Annotated in this window: 15 protein-coding genes; 4 read left to right on the plus strand and 11 right to left on the minus strand. The window is 57.8% G+C overall.

The features are described 5' to 3' along the window. Positions 1 to 182: 182 nt before the first annotated feature. Complete coding sequence (locus ACHZCX_RS19850) at positions 183 to 635, minus strand: hypothetical protein (RefSeq protein WP_319588945.1); 453 nt, start codon at positions 633 to 635, stop codon at positions 183 to 185. Between the two features lie 132 nt (positions 636 to 767). Between ACHZCX_RS19850 and ACHZCX_RS19855 the strand changes: the two genes are divergently transcribed. Further along, positions 768 to 1,448, plus strand: a complete 681-nt coding sequence (locus tag ACHZCX_RS19855) for a HesA/MoeB/ThiF family protein (protein ID WP_319588946.1) — start codon at positions 768 to 770, stop codon at positions 1,446 to 1,448. Positions 1,449 to 1,466: 18 nt separating this feature from the next. Here the strand turns inward: ACHZCX_RS19855 and ACHZCX_RS19860 are convergent, their stop codons facing one another. The 10 genes from ACHZCX_RS19860 to ACHZCX_RS19905 form a co-directional block, all read right to left on the minus strand. Continuing rightward, a complete protein-coding gene (locus ACHZCX_RS19860; protein ID WP_319588947.1) occupies positions 1,467 to 3,395 on the minus strand; it encodes a molybdopterin biosynthesis protein in 1,929 nt (642 codons plus the stop codon). Between the two features lie 27 nt (positions 3,396 to 3,422). Then, entirely contained in the window at positions 3,423 to 4,661 is a 1,239-nt protein-coding gene (glp, locus tag ACHZCX_RS19865) for a gephyrin-like molybdotransferase Glp (RefSeq protein ID WP_319588948.1), read from the minus strand. A gap of 200 nt (positions 4,662 to 4,861) precedes the next feature. Next, the gene (locus tag ACHZCX_RS19870) at positions 4,862 to 5,086 is read right to left on the minus strand and encodes a MoaD/ThiS family protein (RefSeq protein WP_319588949.1); all 225 of its coding nucleotides are present in this window, start codon (positions 5,084 to 5,086) and stop codon (positions 4,862 to 4,864) included. A 227-nt stretch (positions 5,087 to 5,313) separates the two neighbouring features. Beyond that, positions 5,314 to 7,044, minus strand: coding sequence for an aldehyde ferredoxin oxidoreductase C-terminal domain-containing protein (locus tag ACHZCX_RS19875; RefSeq protein ID WP_319588950.1), 1,731 nt, complete (start codon positions 7,042 to 7,044; stop codon positions 5,314 to 5,316). 449 nt (positions 7,045 to 7,493) lie between these two features. Then, a complete protein-coding gene (locus ACHZCX_RS19880; RefSeq protein ID WP_319588848.1) occupies positions 7,494 to 8,675 on the minus strand; it encodes an iron-containing alcohol dehydrogenase in 1,182 nt (393 codons plus the stop codon). Between the two features lie 432 nt (positions 8,676 to 9,107). Further along, the gene (locus tag ACHZCX_RS19885) at positions 9,108 to 10,682 is read right to left on the minus strand and encodes a 4Fe-4S binding protein (protein ID WP_319588951.1); all 1,575 of its coding nucleotides are present in this window, start codon (positions 10,680 to 10,682) and stop codon (positions 9,108 to 9,110) included. Next, positions 10,682 to 11,596 (minus strand): DUF362 domain-containing protein, encoded by a 915-nt coding sequence (locus tag ACHZCX_RS19890; RefSeq protein ID WP_319588952.1) that lies wholly within the window; start codon positions 11,594 to 11,596, stop codon positions 10,682 to 10,684. Before ACHZCX_RS19890 ends, ACHZCX_RS19885 begins: the two co-directional genes overlap by 1 nt. Before the next feature lie 201 nt (positions 11,597 to 11,797). Beyond that, positions 11,798 to 13,135 carry a sigma-54 dependent transcriptional regulator gene (locus ACHZCX_RS19895; protein ID WP_319588953.1) on the minus strand — a complete coding sequence of 446 codons (1,338 nt, stop codon included), beginning with the start codon at positions 13,133 to 13,135 and terminating at the stop codon, positions 11,798 to 11,800. Continuing rightward, on the minus strand, positions 13,135 to 14,328 hold the full coding sequence (locus ACHZCX_RS19900; RefSeq protein ID WP_319588954.1) for an ATP-binding protein: 1,194 nt from the start codon (positions 14,326 to 14,328) through the stop codon (positions 13,135 to 13,137). Before ACHZCX_RS19900 ends, ACHZCX_RS19895 begins: the two co-directional genes overlap by 1 nt. Beyond that, positions 14,328 to 15,476: an iron-containing alcohol dehydrogenase gene (locus ACHZCX_RS19905; protein WP_319588955.1), complete on the minus strand. Its 1,149-nt coding sequence runs from the start codon at positions 15,474 to 15,476 to the stop codon at positions 14,328 to 14,330. The genes ACHZCX_RS19900 and ACHZCX_RS19905 overlap by 1 nt, the downstream gene beginning before the upstream one ends. Positions 15,477 to 15,899: 423 nt before the next feature. On the opposite strand from ACHZCX_RS19905, the gene ACHZCX_RS19910 reads away from it, so the two are divergent. The 3 genes from ACHZCX_RS19910 (at position 15,900) to ACHZCX_RS19920 (ending at position 19,547) form a co-directional block, all read left to right on the plus strand. Beyond that, entirely contained in the window at positions 15,900 to 16,838 is a 939-nt protein-coding gene (locus tag ACHZCX_RS19910) for a DUF1848 domain-containing protein (protein WP_319588956.1), read from the plus strand. 215 nt (positions 16,839 to 17,053) lie between these two features. Then, positions 17,054 to 18,847 (plus strand): NAD-dependent malic enzyme, encoded by a 1,794-nt coding sequence (locus ACHZCX_RS19915; RefSeq protein ID WP_319588957.1) that lies wholly within the window; start codon positions 17,054 to 17,056, stop codon positions 18,845 to 18,847. A 97-nt stretch (positions 18,848 to 18,944) separates the two neighbouring features. Then, positions 18,945 to 19,547 (plus strand): nitroreductase family protein, encoded by a 603-nt coding sequence (locus tag ACHZCX_RS19920; RefSeq protein ID WP_319588958.1) that lies wholly within the window; start codon positions 18,945 to 18,947, stop codon positions 19,545 to 19,547. The last annotated feature ends 297 nt before the right edge of the window (positions 19,548 to 19,844 follow it).

Raw genomic sequence — 19,844 nt, forward strand, 5'->3', positions numbered from 1 at the left:
ACGATCCCGGTGGAGATGGAAGAGGAACTGGTGCCGTCCCGACAAGATGGCCTTTTTCGTCGCTTTCCGTCAAGACTCTTGCGAGTTTTCCGTTCTCTTTTTCCATTACCAACTCATTCCTACCATTTCTGACATTCACAGGAAGCCTGTTACCCGACTGCATCAAGGGTTGAGCGAGGCGTTCAATGACTGTGTTCCTTTGGTTCCCTCGTTTCCCACCCCTGAAGGATCGACCAGTGGCGGAAGCGGCGCGGCATGTGACTGCCGATGCAACCGCTGATCAGGATCAGCCAGAGCAGCGGCACGGTCAAGGCCGGTGTGAAGTGAATAAGGAGACATAGACCGAGGTGAAGGAGGGCAAGCAACCCCTTGCCCCGGTGCAGCCAGCGCGAATCGTGCAGCCATTCCAGAATAAGGAGCAGGCACCCGGTGAGGATGGTCAGGTGGTGCCAGAGGGTCAGGCGGGCAAAAGGCACCAGGAGGAGATCGCCGCCGAAGAGCACCGCGGCCACGCCGATATGGCCGGTTCGCGCCGCAATACCGAGCCAGCGCATGGTGCCGGAAGGCCTGGTTTGCTGCCGGGAGGTATCGGTCGGTTGCCTGACGTTTCCTGATTGTGTAGATGGTTCCATCATTTTTATAAAATCTTTCCCGGGTGGCTTCTTCCAGTCATGAACGCAGCGATTGGTTGGGAAGCAATTGACAGTCGCTACAGTCGCCGGTACCTTGCGTTCATGCAACCATTCCTTCATGCCTAAGGCCGCGCCATGCCCTCTTTCACCGACTGTTTTGCCCGTAACCAAGGTTCTTTGACCGACGAACAACAGCACCTTCTCCATAAAAAGCGGGTGGCGGTGATCGGGTGCGGCGGCCTGGGCGGTTATGTGATCGAGGAACTGGTGCGCATCGGGGTGGGACAGTTGCACCTCTTTGACCCCGATGTCTTTTCTCCGAGCAACTGCAACCGCCAGCTCAACGCCCTTATGCCGACCCTGGGACAAAACAAAGCGGAGGTTGCGGCCAGCCGGGCAGCCAGCATCCATTCCTTCAGCAAGGTCACCGCTTTCCCTGTGGATTTCAGAATTGCCTGCGAGGAAGAATCATTGCAGGTCGATGTGGCGGTCGACTGCCTCGACAACCTCCAGGCCCGGCGCGATCTGGCTGCCCTGTGCAATGGCAGGTCCATGCCCCTGGTGCACGGTGCGGTCAGCGGCTGGTACGGCCAAGTGGGCGTGCAGCTGCCCGGCACTGATCTGATCGAGCGCCTCTATCCGCAGCGGATGACTGAGAATTCGGCACCCTCGGTGCTTTCCTTCACCGTGGCGGTCATTGCCAGCCTGCAGGCCGCCGAAACCGTCAAACTCCTCCTCGGCCTCCCCTCCTCCCTGCACAACAACTGGATGCACATCGACCTGAAGGACACCGATTTTCTGTTAAACGAGCGATAATCAGGCGAAACTTTCTTTTCAGTCCAGCGGAACCAGATGCCCCGTCTCCCGGGTCGAATATCCGCCCATCCCTTCCACTGTCTGCTTAAACAGCGGCGTGTCGATCACCGCCAGCACCGCCTGCATCATCGGTGTATCGAACATCTCACCGGGAATGAGCAGGTCGTAACGTTCTTCCACCAGCGGCACGAAATCAAGGCCCAGTGCCCTAGCCGCGCTTTTGATCCCCAGCCCCACGTCCACCTTGCCGGAGAGCACCGCCACCGCCACTGCCATGTGGGTGTATTCATCCTGCTGGTAGCCGTCGATTCCGTCCGGATCAAGGTCATGGCGGCTCAATTCGTAGTCGAGGAGCACCCGGGTACCGGAACCGGCCTGACGGTTAATGAAGCGTATACCGGCACCGAACAGGTCGCGGACACCGGTAATGTTCTTCGGGTTTCCCTTGGCGACGATGAAACCCTGCTCGCGGTGGACCAGGGTAACGATGCGGATATCGCGTCCAGCCAGGTGTTTGCGGATATAGGTGGTGTTGTACGAGCCATCCTTGGGGTCGAGCAGGTGCGAACCGGCGAGATGGCACATCCCCTGCTTGAGCGCCATGATGCCGCCCAGACTACCGACATGGGTCGAAGCCAGGGGATAGGCAGGATCCTGCTTGCGGAGATAATCGCCCAGCACATCCAGGCAGAGGTCGTGACTGCCGGTGCAGAGCAGGGTCCGCTCCACCTGGGGCTGAGGGACGAGCAGCTCGATTGTCACCTCGCGGCCGTGCATTTCGCCCTCGGAGGCGGCGGCTATGCAGAGGATGCCGTTGGCGCGAGTCAGGGTGGTGATGGCGCCAGCGCCCTGCTTGAGTGGCACAGCCACGAAATTGGCACCGATACGGCCAACGATCATCCGCCGGAATTCTTCAATGCCCGAGCGCGAGGGCAGGTCTTTGGCCAGAATCGCCTTGATGGCGACCGGCGGCGCCACATAAACGCCCTGCATGTGAGCCAGGAGGGGAACCACCAGCTGTTCCATGGCAATGATGGCCGAGACCGGATAGCCGGGAATGCCGACAACCGGCTTGTCGGCAATCGCTCCCAAAATGGTGGGTTTGCCGGGCATGATGGTGATCCCGTGCACCAAGACCTCACCCAATTGCTCAATGATCCGCACCGTGTAATCGGCGCTGCCGGCCGAGGAACCTGCATTGATGATCACCAGATCAGCCTCGGTGGCGAGAACAGCGGCGAGATGGGTTTTAATCGAGTCGAAATCATCACTGATGATCGGCGTGATCTCGACCTCGACTCCGGCCTGTGCGGCCAGACCGGCAAGGACTATGGCGTTTGATTCAATGGTTTTGCCCGGAGGGATGGCATCGGGAGAGTCCTCCAGAGTGACCAGTTCGCTGCCGGTGGGGATGATCACCACCTTGGGCCGTTTGCGCACCCGGATCGTGGCGCAGCCGCCGGTGATCAGGGCACCGATGTCCGGCGGCCGGAGCTGGTGACCAGTAGGAAAGAGCAGTTCGGTGGCCACGATGTCCTCGCCCACCTTGCGGACATGCTGCCAGGGGTAGACCGGCGCGCGGATCAGTCCTTCCTTGCCGTCCTCGCTGAGCAGGACATTTTCGATCATGATCACCGCGTTCTTCTCCGGCGGCAGCGGGTAGCCGGTGTTGATCAGCACCGCCTCGCCGAAATCGAACCGCAGGGTCACCGGCGTCTCGTCGGTGGCCCCGAACGTATCTTCGGCCCTTACCGCCAGGCCGTCCATGGCGGCGGAATGAAACGAGGGCGAGGAGAAACGGGCGCTGACCGGCCCAGCGGTCACCCGGCCAAGGGCCATGCGCGAGGCGATGGTTTCCTCGCCGGTTGAATGGGGGGCGAAACGGGACCAGAACAGCTGCTGGGCCTCCTCCCGGGAATGCATCTGGAGATAGATTTTTCGTTGCATGGCAGGTTTCCGATAGAAAAAGAATTCTTAGGGAAAGAGCAGGACGGGACTCATGACACCTTTATCCAACCCTTCGACATCTCGACCGATGGGCAGGAGGCCGTCAGCCCGGACCAAAGGGTTGAGTAGGCCGGATTTGCCGTAGACCGGGGTGGCAAGGGGCGGGGCGCCGTTGTCCTGCGGGGTCAGGCGGACGCGGACATAGTCTTCCCGGCCGATGACCGAGGGGATCTGCTGGGCGGTGATTGCCTTGACCGTTCTGAGTCCCAGTGTTGCCCCCAGGCCCGAATACTGCCGCAACAGCGGCCGGACAAAACAGTGAAAGACCACCAGGGCCGAGGCAACGTGACCGGGGAGGCCGAACAGGGCTTTGTTGCCTTGGCGGGCGAGGATGGTGGGTTTACCCGGCCGGACCGAAACCCCATGGACCAGCATCTGGTTGCCCGGCATGGCAGCAAAAACACGCTGGGTGAAATCACGCTGGCCCACTGAGCTGCCACCGGAGAGCAGCAGCACGTCGGCATCATTGAGGGCCTCAGTGCAGACAGCGAGCATCCGGTCAAAATCGTCGCCGCAGATACCATGCACCAGAGCAATGCCGCCGGTCTCTTCGACCAGGGCAGCCAAGGTAGTGGAATTAATGTCGCGGATCTTGCCCGGAGGCGGCGTCTGGTCAGCGGGCACCAGTTCGTCGCCGGTGGAAAGTATCGCCACCCGAGGCCGGCAATACACCGGAACCGAAGTGATGCCCAGGCCGGAGAGCACCCCCAGGTCCTGGGGGCGTAAACAGCTGCCCCGATCGAGGATCGCTGTACCGGGGGCGTAATCCTCGCCGCTACGGATAACGTTTTCCCCTGGGGCCACTGGCCGGAAAATCGCCACCGTTTCTTCGTCAAAGGGTTGGGTGTACTCGACCATAACCACGGCGTCCGCCTTCTGGGGCAGCTCACCGCCGGTCCAGATGCGTGCTGCCTGCCCGGGCCGCAGGCTCAGGGCTTGGCCCGATGCACCCATGGCAATCTCGCCAATCACCGTCAACAGAGCGGTTTCCGACTCGGAGCAGCCAAAGGTGTCGGCGGCTCGGACCGCATAGCCGTCCATGGTGGATCGGGAAAAAGGCGGCAGGGCCTCGCTGCTGACCAACTCCTCAGCCAGAATGCGGCCACGGGCGGTGCCGACCGCGACCATCTCGGATTCAAGCGGAGCAAAATCGGTAAAGAGGGCGACGAAATCGGAGGGACTGATCAATTTGAAAAAATCGTTCATGTTTTCCTTGCCTGGGCAATGCTCCGTTGCGCCTTCGGAGCAGGGAAACGGTTGCCGGAACCACAATCAACCGGCGATGGGCGTCATTGGCGACACAAATAGGGAGACCATGCGCTCGACTATAGCACGGAACCGGTGAATTGGAGCAGGGAATGTGCCGCCTGAGAGGGGAAAGTGTGGAAGAGAAATCGGCGGAAAAATCAACCCCCGCCGATATTGGGAAAGATAGCCAATTGGTCGTTTTCAGCCGGAACCTGCTGCAGTTCGCAGTGGCGTGAGTTGATCATGGTCACACCGACCTCATCGAGCGGCACCCCGAGGGAGCGGATGATCGCTTCCACCGTGGTTCCCTCGGGAAAGTCCATCTGCTGCTGCTTGAAGCGGTTATCCCGGAAGTAGGCGAACAGTTTGACCGTCAGCTGCATACGTTTTTTGTTTTTTTGAATGCGTTGGCTTGAGGCGGGAAAACGCTCATGCTCTCGAGCCTTTTGCAAAAATGAAAAGAATGTCTGTTTCGATCCGATTATCTGGAGAAGAGCGAAACGTTTTATCTTGTCATTTCGAGTGGTAGCGAGAAATCTCGTCCTTTGAAATACGAGATTTCTCGCTCTGCTCGAAATGACAGAACAAGGTTGTTACTTGGTGAGAGCCGTTAAAAATTCCAGAACGAATCAATGGCCTCGTCGGTGATATCCCAAACGACATTATGGGGTGCAATCGCTTCCTCGGAAAAAAACTCGGGCAGCCGGTCATCCTTGTTGGTGAAACCGGCTGCCAGGTTGAAGGCCCGTTCGGTTTTAAGAATGGTCATGCCGAGGTTGGTGACGTCATTGGCCACCAGATGGATGCCGTAACGGGCATTGAGCAGGTCGATCAGGGCCGGCAGACAGGTAGGGTCATCCAGGGCGGCAAAGGCCACGAACAGGCACATGCCGGTGGAATCGATGGCGGCGGTGGCGATCTGCAGGTTGCGCGACAGCTCTACCTGCCCTTCCTTGCTCAACGGATCGACCTTGCCGCCCACTCCAAGGATGTTGGTGGCAATGGTGTAGCCCATGGTGTGGTCGGCGCCCTGGGTGGAGGTGGCGTAGGTGATGCCGATACCCTTGATAGCGCGGGGATCGTAGGCCGGGATAGCCTGATTCTTGACCACCGGCACCCGAGTGACGCCGAAAGCCTTGCCGACCGAACCGGCACCGTTGCCGATGATCCGTCCCAGCGGAGTACCCTTGGCAACGTCTTCTTTAAGGATGCGGCACAACTCGGCGCCGTCGCCAAACTTAAGTACACCGGCCTCCATGGCCACGCCGAAGGCTACCGGGATTTCGATCGAATCGACGCCGATATCGTCCATCAGGCTGTCGGCTTCGGCCACATAATCGAGATTGTCGATGCAGCAGTCGGCGCCCAGGGCCCAAATGGTCTCGTACTCAAAACCGGAAGTTTTGTACTGGCCCTTGGCGTCGGCATAGATCTGCGAGCAGTTGATGACGCAGCCGGGGTGGCAGTTGTGTTTCGGCTTGCCGCCACGGGCGACAATAGTGTCGTGCATGGTCTCGCCGGAAATGGCCTCATGGCCTGCAAACTGACCGCTGGTAAAGTTGCGGGAAGGCAGACCACCGGATTCGTTGATGATATTGACCAGGACGTTGGTGCCGTATTGGCCCAGGGCTTTGCTGATGGGATTGTCAATCAAGGCCTTGGCAAAGGTGCGGCTGGCAACCTTGAAGGCCTCGGGGTCGGCGATTTCGACCTTGCGGTCGGTCGGTTCGATGGCAATGAATTTGATTTTTTTAGAACCCATGACCGCGCCAAGGCCGCCGCGACCGTGGGAACGCATGTGGCTATCCGGGTCCTTGACCGAAATATTGGCCCCGAGCATTTTCATTTCGCCAGCCGGGCCGATGGTGATGACTCCGACCTTGTCGCCAAACCGTTTGTTGAGGGTTTGAACCACGGCAAAATTGCCCAGGCCAACCACCTCGGTTTCTTCCTTGATGGTAACGCCGCCGGCATTGACGTGCAGGCTGTACCACTTGCTGTCGTCAGCTGGTTTGCCTTCGATGACCAGGGCCTTAACGCCCAATTTGGCTAGCATCTGCGCCGAAGTGCCGCCGGAATTAGATTCTTTGATGGTGCCGGTCAGGGGGCTTTTGGCACCGACCGAGAGGCGGCCGGAGTTGGCTGCCTGGGTGCCGGAAAGCAAGCCTGGGGCAAAAACCAGTTTGTTGTTTTTTCCGAGCGGATGACAGGTGGGTTTGACTTCGGCGGCGACAATGGTTGAGGTCAGACCGCGCCCGCCCAGGCCCATCCATCCCTCGGGTACAGCTTCGACCTTGGTGCTCAGGTCCGACATGTTCACACGAAAAATTGTATCAGCCATACAATACCTCCTCTACAAAAAAAAGAATAACCGGGCTCAAGGGGGGGAACCCGTACCCGTAATGATAGACAGTGGGTGTGTTGTAAAAAAACAAAGATTCAATATGTTGCTTGCAATTTAGTGCGGCTTACTTCACTTGTCAACACTTGTACGAATTGGTTGATTCTGGTTGGAATTGGATTAGAGAGACAGGGTCACAAGGAGTAAAAGACCCTGCCTCTCCTTTCCAGGGGGAACGTGAAATGCGGGACGCAACCTCGCGTCCCGCAACGCCAACCACAGCGTAACTGGTTCCAGTGAAGAGTGTGCAAAACCGGTGCAGCCCGCACAGGCCAAGTCAGGGAAAACAGGGGCAGGCTGCACCGGGAAATTTTTTAGGTCGATAGTCTGTAGGTGTGTAGTCTGGAGCCAGCTATCAACCTACAGACTACACGCCTAACCACCTGCTTTTACAGCGCCGCAGTATAGATCGCCTTGACATCCACATCCTTGGGACAGCGCGGATTAGTCAGACCGCAGGCGTCCTTCTGGGCGTTGGCGACCATGGTGTCGATGTCGGATGCCTTGACATCTTTGCCGTAGCGCTTGCCCAACTCGATCAAACCACCGGGGATACCGATATCGGCGGACAGCTTCTTGATTGCCACCAGGGCCAGCTCAGCGGCATCGCGGGGGGCCAGGCCGGTGGTGACCTCACCCATCAACTGGGCGATCTTGATAAAGCGGTCCATCTTGGCGATCAGGTTGAACTTCTCGACATGCGGCAAGAGGATGGCATTACACTCACCGTGCGGCAGGTCATAGAAACCGCCCAACTGATGGGCCATGGCATGCACATGTCCGAGGCTGGCGTTGTTGAAGGCCATGCCGGCCAGGTACTGAGCAAAACACATGCCTTCGCGGGCCTCGATGTCCTGGCCGTTGGCCACGGCCGGGCGCAGGTACTTGGCAATCAATTCAATGGCTTTCTCGGCGGCGGAGTCGGTCATCGGGTTGGCGATGGTCGACACGTAGGCCTCAACGGCGTGGGTGAGGGCGTCCATACCGGTGGCGGCGGTCAGTGCCGGCGGCATGCCCATCATCAGGATCGGATCGTCCACGGCAATGCCCGGAGTGACGCGCCAGTCAACAATGGCCATCTTCACGTGCCGGGAGGTGTCGGTGATGATGCAGAAACGGGTCATCTCGGAAGCGGTACCCGCAGTGGTGTTGACCGCCAAGTAAGGCGGCATGGGCTTGGAGGATTTGTCGACGCCTTCATAGTCGTGGATCTTGCCGCCGTTGGCAATCACCAGACCAACGCCCTTACCGCAGTCGTGGGAGGAACCGCCGCCCAGGGTGATGAGGGAGTCGCATTTCTCTTTCTTGTAAACGTCGACGCCAGCGTGGACGTTCTTGTCGGTGGGGTTAGGGATTGTTTCATCATAGACCACATATTTCATCTTGGCGGCGTCAAGCAGATCGGTGATCTGCTTGGTGATGCCCGCGCCGGTGATGCCCTTGTCGGTGACGATCAGCGGTTTGGAGCCGCCCAGGGCCTTGATTTTATCCGGGATCTGCTTGGAAGCACCAATTCCGATGAGGGTAACGCTGGGAATGAAATAACCGTAGACTTGTTCACGAACTGCCATAATGACACCATCCTTATCTAAATTTTAGGGGGAGTTCTTTTTTGTCCTGCAAAAGTTCCTGCCTCTCTTTGGATCCAAATATGCGCTACCCATTTATAGCAATGATCGTGCCATCTGCAAAGTAACATAATTCCAGCAATTTATACCGAATGAACGTTTTGAAGTTCCGCAAAATGTCCCGCACGATAGAGTTGGCGGGTAAGAATGACTGAGGATTTGACAGTCAATTGCCCCAAATCGACTGAAAACAACAGGTTCCAGACCTATTGAGTCAAATTGGGCCGGCAATTATCTACAATGGGTCATTGTGACACAATTGGCAATCGGATGAAGCGCGATGGAAAGTGCTGCTGATTGAAGCAATGAGAAATGTTGAAAGGAAATCTTGATAACTTATGCGGAACAACGCCATTTATACCATTTAAATGAAAATCAATACCCGTCCAGCGAAGGCAATCCCGCATGCCGACTTTCACCGGCTGAGGTGACCAGCACTGCAGCCGCTCCGCTGATGGGGCACTTGTTCTCGCAGATGCCGCAGCCAATGCAGAGGTGATCGATCACGTACGGTTGCCGCACTTTGACCCGTTCCCCCTTGCTGTTTTCGATCTCGACCTCCCGGAATTTGATGGCCTTGTCGGGCGTTGGGCAATGCTCTTCGCAGACGATGCAGGGAATGCCGGAGACATAGGGCAGGCAGCGATTTTTGTCGAAGTGGGCGCGACCGATAACCACCGCTTGTTTTTCAGTTTTGCTCATTTTTAAAATGGCACCGGTGGGGCAGACCTGGCCACACAAGGTGCAGTTGTATTCGCAGTAGCCGATGCGGCCGATCAGCCGTGGAGTGAAGACACCTTCTAGGCCCGCTTCCAGCCAGGAGGCATGCAAGGCGTTGCCAATGCAGACCTTCATGCATTCACCGCAGCGCACGCAGAGGCCGAGAAATTCTTTTTCCGCCAGGGCGCCAGGCGGCCGGATAAGCATCGGGTCGGCATGCCGGGCATGCGGCCGGGTCGGCAAGACAAGCGGCGCCAAGGCTCCGGCGGCCAGCGAGGCCATCATTGCCCTTCGCGATAGATCAGGTGCTTGCCTGCCATTTCCACTGGGGAGCAAACCAAAATGGATGCGGGATCGAGGGCAGTGAGTCAGGCAATCGAGACAGAGGGTACATTCCGCGGTGGCGATGGCCCTGGTCTCATCTATGGCCGCCATCGGACAGACGGAGCGGCACTGCCGACATTGGCCGCATTCGGCCGAGCCTCCGGTGAGCCGCACCAGGGAAAAACGGGCAACAAGAGCCAGTAGTGCCCCCAGCGGGCAGACCTTGCGACAGAAAAACCGGCGTTCCACCCAACTGAGGCCCAGCACCGCCAGCAGCAGGAACAGGGAGAAAACAGACAGCGCATATACCTTGTCGCTAAAAGGGAGCACGAAACGTTTCAGCAGGGCGTAGACCGGCTCGGTCAGGGCGTTCACCCACGGGGGGGCCTGTTGATAGGTCCAGGTGAACAGGGTGGTGGCCGCATGATCAAAGCCCGGATGGACAGCAAAGCTGAAGCCGCGCACCAACAGGGAGAAGGGGTCGAGGTACCCGGCAAGAGGTAGGCCGAAGCAGGCGGCGGCAAGGAGAAAGAACAGCAGATAGTATTTGAGCTGCCGCCGACCCGGCTCTGGAATCAGAGTATTGGTCCTTCCAAACAGGCGACGGCTGGCATCGATCAGGGCGCCCATGGGGCAGACCCAGCCGCAGAAGAACCGTCCGAACAGCAAGGTCAGCCCTAGAGTGATTAGGGCCGGCAGCATAAGGGCAATCACCGTTTTGGCGGCCAGCATGGCGGCCAAAGCGAGGAAAGGATCGATGCGAAACAGGAGGTTGACCGCCCAGTTCAGTTCATCGACCCCGGCATAATCGGTTTTGATAAACAGGACGAGGAAAAGGAGAAAAAAGAGGCTCTGGCTGATCTTTCTCCAGGCGGACGGCGACAAAAAAAGGCTGGAACGTCGCATCAGGCCTCCAGCACCTTGATCCTATCCAGGGCCATCTCACCGAGCCCCATCTTGTAGGCTGCCACGGTAGAGTCAATAGCATCGGGTGCCAGATCAAACAAGGTGGTGGCATAGGCATCGGCGGCCACCGGGTCGGCAGAGGCGATCAGGGTATCGAGCCGGCGCACATCCTTGAGGTCGCCTCCTTGCGGGCCGTTATTGAGGAGAATGCGGGTGGCATCGATGATTGTCAGTTTAGGCCGGATAACCGTGGCCAAATCCGCCAGACTCTGGCCGAGATCATGGTGCAAAGAACCCCGGTTGCCGCCGATCACGCCCATACTGTTTTTGAGGCCCAAAGTCAGCCGGGAAAGGCCGTGATGTTTGGCCACCGGCAGGTTGATGTAGCAGTCGCAGTCGAGGGCATCCTTGTAGATTTCCCATTGGGTGAGCGACTTACCCTTGGCGATCTGCATCGGCACGAATTTGCGCTGGTCAATATGTTCGATCACCGCGCGAGAATCCTTAAGCTCAAGGATCACCTGTTCGATACCGCTGTTGGCATAGCAGCGCCGCTGCTCGTTGCAGGTGCGGTCGAACACCAGTACCTTTTTGGCACCGGCTTCCAGGGCTTGGGCGACCACAGCCGCAACCACCAGGGGATGGGTGTTAGCCCCCTGTTCCGGGTTGCGGTCCCAGCCGATATTCGGTTTGACCACCACCCGGTCGCCCGGCCGGACAAACTGTCCCATCCCGCCCAAAGGCGCGAGGACCCGCTGAACCAGGGGGGAATACTCGCCACCCTTGGCGACACTGAGCAAGGCAGGCGGTTTTTCTGCAGCTAAGACTTCAGGTAAAATGGTGAATCGGGGAATGGCCAGGGTGGTACCTGCAGACCAGAGAAAAACCTCGCGGATGAATTGCCGTCTGTTCATGGACACCTCCTTTTACCCTTGGGGCGTGGGGGAATCGGCGGAAGAAGAACGCTTCGCTCCTGCCTTAATGTGAGCCGAATAGTAATCTGTTAGAGATGAAAAAACAACGGATTGAACAACGAACCGGCAGAAGTCAGCCTGATCTCTTCTTCAAGAAACCAGCACGACCTCGACGGCGAGAGCGAGAGAGATCTGCAGAAATCAATCAATCGCGTATTGCGTCAATTTCCGGTACAAGGTCTTGCGGCTGATGCCGAGGATATCGGCTGTTTTCTGGCGGTTGCCGCCGTGGTAATCAAGCATCTTGAGGATGTGCTGCTTTTCCATCGACTCCAGGGTCAAGGCGACCCCGCCGCTCTCCGAGGATTCCACCAGTTCACGGGGCAGGCAGCGCTCGGTGATGATGCCGTTTTCCGCCAGAATAATGGAGCGCTCGATGACGTTGCGCAGCTCCCTGATGTTGCCGGGCCAGTTGTAGTTGAGGATACAGGCCATGGCCCGTTCGACGATCCGGTAGCTGGTGTTGTCCGGGCTCAACGCGGTCAAAAAATAATCCACCAGCAGGGGCAGGTCTTCCTTGCGCTGCTTGAGCGAAGGAATCTCGATGCTGAAGGCGTTGATGCGGTGAAAAAATGCCTCGTTGAATCGCCCGTTTTCCACCTCCTCGGCCAAGTGGCGGTTGGTGGCGAAGAGAAAGCGGATGTTAACAGTGCGTTCCTCCTTTTCTCCCACCCGCCGGTAGGTGCCGGTCTCCAGCACCCTCAGGAGCGAAGCCTGCACCTCAAGCGGCAGCTCGCCGATCTCATCGAGAAAGAGAGTGCTGTCGTGGGCAAAAGAGAGCAGTCCTTCCCGCGATTCATTGGCACCGGTGTACGAGCCCTTGATGTGACCGAAGAGTTCGCTGCGGGCCAACTCCTTCTGCAAGGTGGCGCAGTTTTTGATGATCATCGGATTGGCGGCCAGGGGCGAGCGATTGTGGATCAGGCGAGCCACTACATCCTTGCCAGAGCCCGATTCGCCGGTGATCAGCACCGGTATCCTGGCCGGGGCCACCTTGTCGATCAGAAACTGGATGTCGCGGATGGCCTGGGAGTTGCCGATAAACCGCACCTGACTCTGCGCCTGGCCGGTGCTGTGGCGAAGCATGGCATTTTCTCGGGAGAGCAGCACCCGCTGGTGCGCTTTTTCCACGATCAGATCGAGCCGATCGAGGTTGAACGGTTTGCGGATGAATTCGCAGGCGCCCAGTTTCATGGCCTCCACCGCGATGTCGACGTCGCCGTGGCCGGTGATCATGATCACTTCGATGTGAGGAATCGATTCCCGGATTCGGATCAGCAAGTCGAGGTCGGAGACATCGGGCAGCCACAGATCCATGATGATGACGTCGAACCAGTGGCTGCGAACCATTGCCATGGCCTCGGCGCCGTCACCAGCAGTCAAGATCTCGCGACTACTGCTGGCGAGTTCCTTTTGCAGGAGCCGTCTGATTGACTCCTCGTCATCAATAACCAGAATGGAATATTTTTCTTTGTCCATCAGTGCTCCATACCCGGCAGCGAAACCCGGAATGCCGAACCCTTGCCGACAGCGCTGGTGACGCTGATTTCTCCGCGGTGATTGTTCACGATCGAGTAACAGGTGGAAAGGCCGATGCCAATCCCCTTACCGACCGGCTTGGTGGTGAAGAAGGGTTCAAACAGTTTATCCTGCACCTCCAACGGGATGCCGCAGCCATTATCATCGATGATCAGAGTCACGCCGTTGTCCGCCTCGATCTGGGTCTTAATCAGGATGATGCCGCCAGACTCGGTAGCGTCGATGGCATTGGTCAGCAGATTAATAATTACCTGTTTGAGCTGCGACTCGTCGCCAAGGATGGCCGGGAGATGGTCCTGAAGTTCTGTTTTGAGCGTGAGGTCGTGATGTTCTTTGAAGTGGTGTTTGAGGATGAACAGGGTATCGGTAACGCACTGGTTGAGGTCGACATGCCCGATGCTGGCGACGGTCGGCCGGCTGAAGGTCAACAGGGTCTGAACAATATCGCGGCAGCGCAGGCATTCCTTGATGATGGTCTCGGTATATTCCTTAAAATCGGCGAAGAGTTCGTCGTCGATTGCACCCTGGAGCTTGGAGTTCCGGCGTTGTAAACCCTGCGCGAACCCGAGGATGGCGGTCAGGGGGTTGTTGATCTCATGGGCGACGCCGGCAGCCAGGGTGCCGACCGTGGCCATTTTCTCCGCCTGATAGAACTGGGCCTGAAACTCCTTCTCCAGGGTAACATCGCGCTTAAAAAGTAAAACCTGGCGCTCGCCGGTGGGGCTGGTCTTGAGGGGTGAGGCAATGATCTCGTAGTGTTTGAAATCGTTGCCCACCTTGTAAATGCAAAGATCCTTGACGATCTGGTCGCGATCCAGAGCTCGCAGGGCCGGGCAATCATCGCAGCGGCTGTCCTTGCCCCGGAAGATTTGATGACAGTGCTGTCCGATCGGGTCGACCCCAGGAAACCACTCGATGAACACATGGTTGACACGTTGTATGGTGAGGTCTTCGTTGAGCACCACCATCAGGTCGGTGATGCCGTCGAGCAGTGCCTGAATCTCCTTGCGTTTTTTTTCCAACTCCAGGTTGGAGCCCTTCAACTGCTCGACCTTCTGCTGCAGATCCTGGTAGAAACCGAGCTTGCAGTGCTCGATGCCGACCAGATCTTCCAGGGTTGTCATGTGGGGCATCACCACACCTCCTCGCAGATCTTCAAGAACTCCTCCCACGTGGCCGGCCGGGGATTGGTCAGATTGCAGGCGTCATGGACCGCCATTTTACAAAGGGGTTCGAGGTGATGGCGTTCGCTTTCCGGGATCAATTGACTGAGGCGCAAGGCCACATCAAACGAGGCAAAAAATTGATCGAGATGTTCAATGCCCGCCAGTCCGGTTTCCTGGTCGGAACCCAGTTGGCGCTTGATGATGATCCGGCCGATCTCGGCCATTTTTTGCGGGTTGATCCCGAGGTTGAACCGCATGACGCTGGTGAGGAGTATCGGGTGCACTACTCCGTGGCGCATGTCGAAATGGCCGCCCAGAGAGTGGGCCAGGGCGTGTTCGGCCCCGAGCCCTGCATTGCTGAAGGCCATGGAGGCGGAGACCGCAGCGATGCTGAGCTGTTCAAGTGAGTCCAAAGAGCGGGTGGCCACAGCACGAGGCAGGTTGGCCAGGATCAAATCGATGGCCTTGAGCGAGTGCATCTCGGTAAAGGGTGAGGCGATGCGCGACATGTAGGCCTCGATGGCGTGAGCCAGGGCATCGACGGCGGACTGGATGATCAGGGATTCGCTCTTGGTTCGCAGAATCAGGGGATCGACAATGGAGATGTTGGGCACCAGCGTCCGGGTGATGATGGACATTTTGACCCCGCGCTTCATATCGGTGATGATGCAGAACTGGCTGATATCCGACCCGCTGCCGGCGGTCGTGGTGATCAACATCATCGGCGGCAGCGGCCGTTGTACCCGGTTGGCCCCCTCGTAATCCTGTATTCGGCCGCCGTTACTGGCAATAATGGCGATGCCCTTGGCCGTGTCCATGGCACTGCCGCCACCGATGGCGATGATCACATCGGTGCCGTTTTTGAGATAGAATTCCGCTCCCTGCTCAACCTGAAAATCGCGGGGGTTCGAGGTGACCCCGGGATAGTAGACCCATTTGATGCCCTCTTTTTCGAGGATGTCCATGAGACGCTGCAACCAGCCAGCCTCCTCAATGCCTTGGTCGCTCACGAGAAAAACTTTTTTGGCGCCGAGACGGAGGGCGCATTGCCCGGCATGATTAAGGCTGCCCCGGCCGAAGATGATCTCGGGGATGGCGAATTTGGTGATGTCCATGAATCCTGTACCGCTGAAATGTTTCCGGGGGGGGTGCTGCTGTGGGACCGCGCTTTGGGGCGGCTCACCACTTGTTCTTACTTGTAACAGGAATTTGCATCTTTCATGCCGAGAGTTTTTTTGGGCGGCTGAAGGAAGACACTTTGTCAAATGACGGGTACAAATGACCCTACCCCGGCCAGATGGCATGACGCAATGTGCTCTTGTTTGTGGGAAGTATACTCAAAGCACGACCGAATGCGAACACAAACATGGGTCATTTTAACTCAAACAAACGGGATCGCGGGGTGAAGTGACCCGTTTAGATCTACGCCGATGCCCCAGAATGCTTGAAACCTCATACCGACAATGCGCGCTTGCATTGCGATGGGGAGCACGGTAAGTAGGCGAGACCACGCAACAGTCTGCAGGAGGAATTTTTCGATGATTATCAGCGTGAGCAGGCGGACCGACATTCCTGCTTTTTACAGCGATTGGCTGCTCAACCGTCTGCGGGAGGGTTTTGCGCTGGTCCGCAATCCTTTTAATCCCCTTCAGGTTTCCCGGGTGTCACTTGATGCGGGGGTCGTGGACTGTCTTGTTTTTTGGACGAAAAATCCGGCGCCGTTGTTGCCCCGGCTTGATGAGATCGACCGGCTCGGCCATCGTTATTTGTTCCAATTCACCCTCACCGCCTGCGACCGGAACCTGGAAAAGTATCTTCCGGATAAATCCCGGCGACTTGCTGTTTTCCGCCGCCTGGCCGAGCGGATCGGACCCGAACGGGTGCTGTGGCGTTTTGACCCGATCCTGTTCACCCGTACCCAGGGGCCTGATGCAGTGCTTGCCGAGTTTGCCGATCTCGCCAAACAGCTGCATCCTTTCACCCGGCAATGCACGATCAGTTTTCTCAGTCTCTACGAGAAGTGCAAGCGCAACCTGCGGGGTGTTGATCTCCTGACTCTGAACGAAAGAGAAAAAAAACATTTTGTCCGGCAACTGGCTGCCATCGCTGGTCAATACGCCCTCAGCCTCAAAGCCTGCTGTGACCCCTTCCTCCAGGAACAGTGCGCAATCGAGGCAGCCCGATGCATCGACGATCAACTGGTGGCTGCAATGCTGGGACAACCGGTCCGGATTGCAAAGGACAAAGGGCAACGGCCGGGTTGTGGCTGCGCCGCCAGTATCGATATCGGTGCCTATAATACCTGCCCGCATGGTTGCCTCTACTGCTACGCCAATGTCAGCGAACGGGCCGTGACCACCAACCGGGCAGCCCATGATCCCAAATCACCCCTGTTGACCGGCACCTTGAGCGGGCAAGAGACTATCACCGAACGAACAATCGCTTCCTGCTGCTCACCGCAAGGTCTGCTTTTTTGACCACGGACCCCGGCGGTCCCCCTTTCGTTCTGTCACAACCGTTTATCGAGCCTGGCAAGAAAATCCGAGAACCTTGACAGTCATGCCAGAGGTTTGTAATGCTTGAACAATGAGAATTCCACTCCTCCGTACCATTCAGCACTTCCTGCTGTGATGCGACGAGGGCGGCAAGCGCGGCGTGGCTTCCTGACCACGGACCGAAGGGTAGTTATGGCATGTATAAAATAATTCATGAAAAGGATGAGATGCTCATCCGGTTTGAAAAAGACCTGGTTGATGGCGAAACCCTGTCCCGTTTCTTGAGTCATATAAATCTCCAGTCCATGCTGAAAAAGAGTGCGGCCACCGATGCCAGCGCCCGGGTACGCGCCCGCAGCCGGCTTGCCGGTCTGCCCACCGGCATTGCCCTGCTCCGCGACCCGAGCCTGAACAAGGGTTCGGCTTTCACCCTGGAAGAACGGGAGGCCCTGGGCCTGACCGGCCTGCTGCCACCCCGGGTCCTGACCATGGATGAACAGGTGCAACGAGTGCTGGAGAATCTGCGCAAGCAATCCACCGATATCGAGCGTTATGTCTATCTGATTGCCCTTCAGGACCGCAACAAGTCCTTGTTTTATCGGGTGCTGCTCGACAATATCGAGGAGTTGATGCCCATTGTCTACACCCCCACCGTCGGCCAGGCCTGTCTCCAGTTCGGCCATATCTTCCGGCGGCCGCGCGGCATTTACATTACCGCCAAGGATAAGGGGCGGGTGGCAGAGCTGCTTGGCAACTGGCCGTTCAACGATATCCGCATCATTGTGGTGACCGACGGTGAACGCATCCTCGGCCTGGGCGACCTCGGAGCCGACGGTATGGGCATCCCCGTGGGCAAGCTGGCCCTGTACTCGGTCTGCGCCGGCATCCACCCCTCGCTCAGCCTACCGATCACCCTTGACATGGGCACGGATAATGCCCGGCTGCTGAATGATCCGCTCTATACCGGCCTGCAACATCCGCGCATTCGCGGCGAATTGTACGATGAGATGATTGAAGAGTTCGTCCTGGCGGTCCAGCAAGTTTTCCCCGGAGCCCTGATCCAGTTCGAGGATTTTGCCAACCGGAACGCCTTCCGGTTGCTCCAGCAGTACCGCGATCAGGTCTGCTGCTTCAACGACGACATCCAGGGAACAGCCTCGGTCACTGTGGCCGGGATCTTCTCGGCCTTGAGAATCACCGGTGGTTTACTCAAGGACCAGCGTTTTCTTTTCCTCGGTGCTGGCGAGGCTGGACTCGGCACCGGCGAGTTGCTGGTCTCGGCCCTGGTCGAGGAGGGGCTCACCCCGGAAGAGGCCCGGCGTTGCTGCTGGTACGTCGACTCCAAGGGGCTAATCGTCAAGAGCCGGACCGATCTTACCGGGCAGAAGCTGCTCTATGCCCACGATCATCCGCCCATCGCCGATTTCATCGACGCAGTTGAGACCTTGCGGCCCCAGGCGATTATAGGTGTTTCCGGTCAGCCCAAGCGGTTCACCCCCGCAATTCTCGAGGCGATGGCCCGGATCAATGAGCGGCCCATTGTTTTTTCCCTCTCCAACCCAACCTCCAAGGCCGAGTGCACTGCCGAAGAGGCCTATACCTGGACTGAGGGTCGGGCCATCTTTGCCAGCGGCAGTCCCTTTGCCCCGGTCACTACCCATGGCCGGAAACTGTTCCCGGCTCAGGGCAACAATGTCTATATCTTTCCCGGAGTCGGCATGGCCGTGATGGCCTGTGGCGCCGTCCGGGTCACGGATGAGATGTTCCTGGTGGCAGCCCGAGTGGTCGCCGGAGAGGTATCGGAAGCGGATTTGCAATACGGTCGGGTCTATCCCCCGTTGCCGCGAATTCGCGAGGTCTCGCTGGCCGTGGCGCTGGCCGTGGCCGAGGTGGCCTACCGCAACGGATTAGCGGCCAAACCCAGGCCGGATGATCTGGAAGAGCACATCCGTTGCTTGATGTTTGAACCGGAATATCAGAGTTACATTTAAGAAAATCGGCGTTGGTACATTCCGGCCGTTTTGGCGAAGTGGCCCCAGGGCACAGGGGCACGGCGGGCGGCTTGTTATCTTTATCAAGGAGGAGCACATGGAAACCTTTGAGGCCATTACCCAGCGGCGGGCAGTCAAAGAATACGATCCCCATCACCGGATGACCGAGGCAGAGATCGAGCAATTGCTCTGTCTGGCTATGCTTTCACCCACGGCCTTCAACATCCAGAACTGGAGATTCGTGGTAGTCCTCGATCCCAAAATCCGGCAACAGATTCGGGCAGTCGCCTGGGATCAGGCCCAGGTGACCGACGCCTCACTCTTTATTGTCCTCTGTGCTGATCTCAAGGCCTGGTCCAAACACCCAGAACGTTACTGGGGAGATGCACCTGAATCGGTGCGCAATTTCGTGGTCCCGGCCATCGATAGCTACTACCGGGGAAAAGAGCAGGTTCAGCGTGATGAGGCGATGCGTTCCTGCGGCATGGCGGCCCAGACGTTAATGCTCGCTGCCAAAAGCATGGGCTACGATTCCTGCCCCATGGACGGATTCGATTTTGATGCCGTCGGCCGATTGATCAATTTGCCGGACGATCATGTCATTGCCCTGTTTGTTGCAATCGGGAAAAGCACGGCTGCCCCCTGGCCGCGCGGCGGCAAACTACCACTCGCCGAGGTGGTGATCACCGATACGTTTTGACTCTTTCAGATCCGGGGAACAGGCTCTCAATGGCCAATGAACGGGCTTGCTCATTGCGGGTTATTCGGCATGAGCAGTTGTCGATTCATACGGTGGCGAAAAGAAGCTGAGCAAAATGCTGACTCTGCTCAGCGAGGGCGCGCGTGAAAACAGATCGCCTTCACAGCCTCAACGGCAGTCGGAAGAAATACACCTGGCGCCAACTTCAGCCCCCAAAAAGGGTCCGGCTGAGATCGGCGAAAAACCCCTCCGTTTCCAATAAAGAACTCTGGACGGCGAGTGCGGACAAGTCACAAA

This window comes from uncultured Desulfobulbus sp. (assembly GCF_963662935.2).
Classification (GTDB): Bacteria; Desulfobacterota; Desulfobulbia; order Desulfobulbales; family Desulfobulbaceae; genus Desulfobulbus.

What these genes read in the sequence shown, in the direction of transcription:
- ACHZCX_RS19875 (WP_319588950.1), bottom strand. Translation starts at nt 7,044, where the DNA reads ATGGCTGATACAATTTTTCGTGTGAACATGTCGGACCTGAGCACCAAG.
- ACHZCX_RS19910 (WP_319588956.1), top strand. Translation starts at nt 15,900, where the DNA reads ATGATTATCAGCGTGAGCAGGCGGACCGACATTCCTGCTTTTTACAGC.
- ACHZCX_RS19900 (WP_319588954.1), bottom strand. Translation starts at nt 14,328, where the DNA reads ATGCCCCACATGACAACCCTGGAAGATCTGGTCGGCATCGAGCACTGC.
- ACHZCX_RS19880 (WP_319588848.1), bottom strand. Translation starts at nt 8,675, where the DNA reads ATGGCAGTTCGTGAACAAGTCTACGGTTATTTCATTCCCAGCGTTACC.
- ACHZCX_RS19895 (WP_319588953.1), bottom strand. Translation starts at nt 13,135, where the DNA reads ATGGACAAAGAAAAATATTCCATTCTGGTTATTGATGACGAGGAGTCA.
- ACHZCX_RS19915 (WP_319588957.1), top strand. Translation starts at nt 17,054, where the DNA reads ATGTATAAAATAATTCATGAAAAGGATGAGATGCTCATCCGGTTTGAA.
- ACHZCX_RS19905 (WP_319588955.1), bottom strand. Translation starts at nt 15,476, where the DNA reads ATGGACATCACCAAATTCGCCATCCCCGAGATCATCTTCGGCCGGGGC.
- ACHZCX_RS19920 (WP_319588958.1), top strand. Translation starts at nt 18,945, where the DNA reads ATGGAAACCTTTGAGGCCATTACCCAGCGGCGGGCAGTCAAAGAATAC.
- ACHZCX_RS19885 (WP_319588951.1), bottom strand. Translation starts at nt 10,682, where the DNA reads ATGCGACGTTCCAGCCTTTTTTTGTCGCCGTCCGCCTGGAGAAAGATC.
- ACHZCX_RS19860 (WP_319588947.1), bottom strand. Translation starts at nt 3,395, where the DNA reads ATGCAACGAAAAATCTATCTCCAGATGCATTCCCGGGAGGAGGCCCAG.
- ACHZCX_RS19890 (WP_319588952.1), bottom strand. Translation starts at nt 11,596, where the DNA reads ATGAACAGACGGCAATTCATCCGCGAGGTTTTTCTCTGGTCTGCAGGT.
- ACHZCX_RS19855 (WP_319588946.1), top strand. Translation starts at nt 768, where the DNA reads ATGCCCTCTTTCACCGACTGTTTTGCCCGTAACCAAGGTTCTTTGACC.
- glp (WP_319588948.1), bottom strand. Translation starts at nt 4,661, where the DNA reads ATGAACGATTTTTTCAAATTGATCAGTCCCTCCGATTTCGTCGCCCTC.
- ACHZCX_RS19850 (WP_319588945.1), bottom strand. Translation starts at nt 635, where the DNA reads ATGATGGAACCATCTACACAATCAGGAAACGTCAGGCAACCGACCGAT.
- ACHZCX_RS19870 (WP_319588949.1), bottom strand. Translation starts at nt 5,086, where the DNA reads ATGCAGCTGACGGTCAAACTGTTCGCCTACTTCCGGGATAACCGCTTC.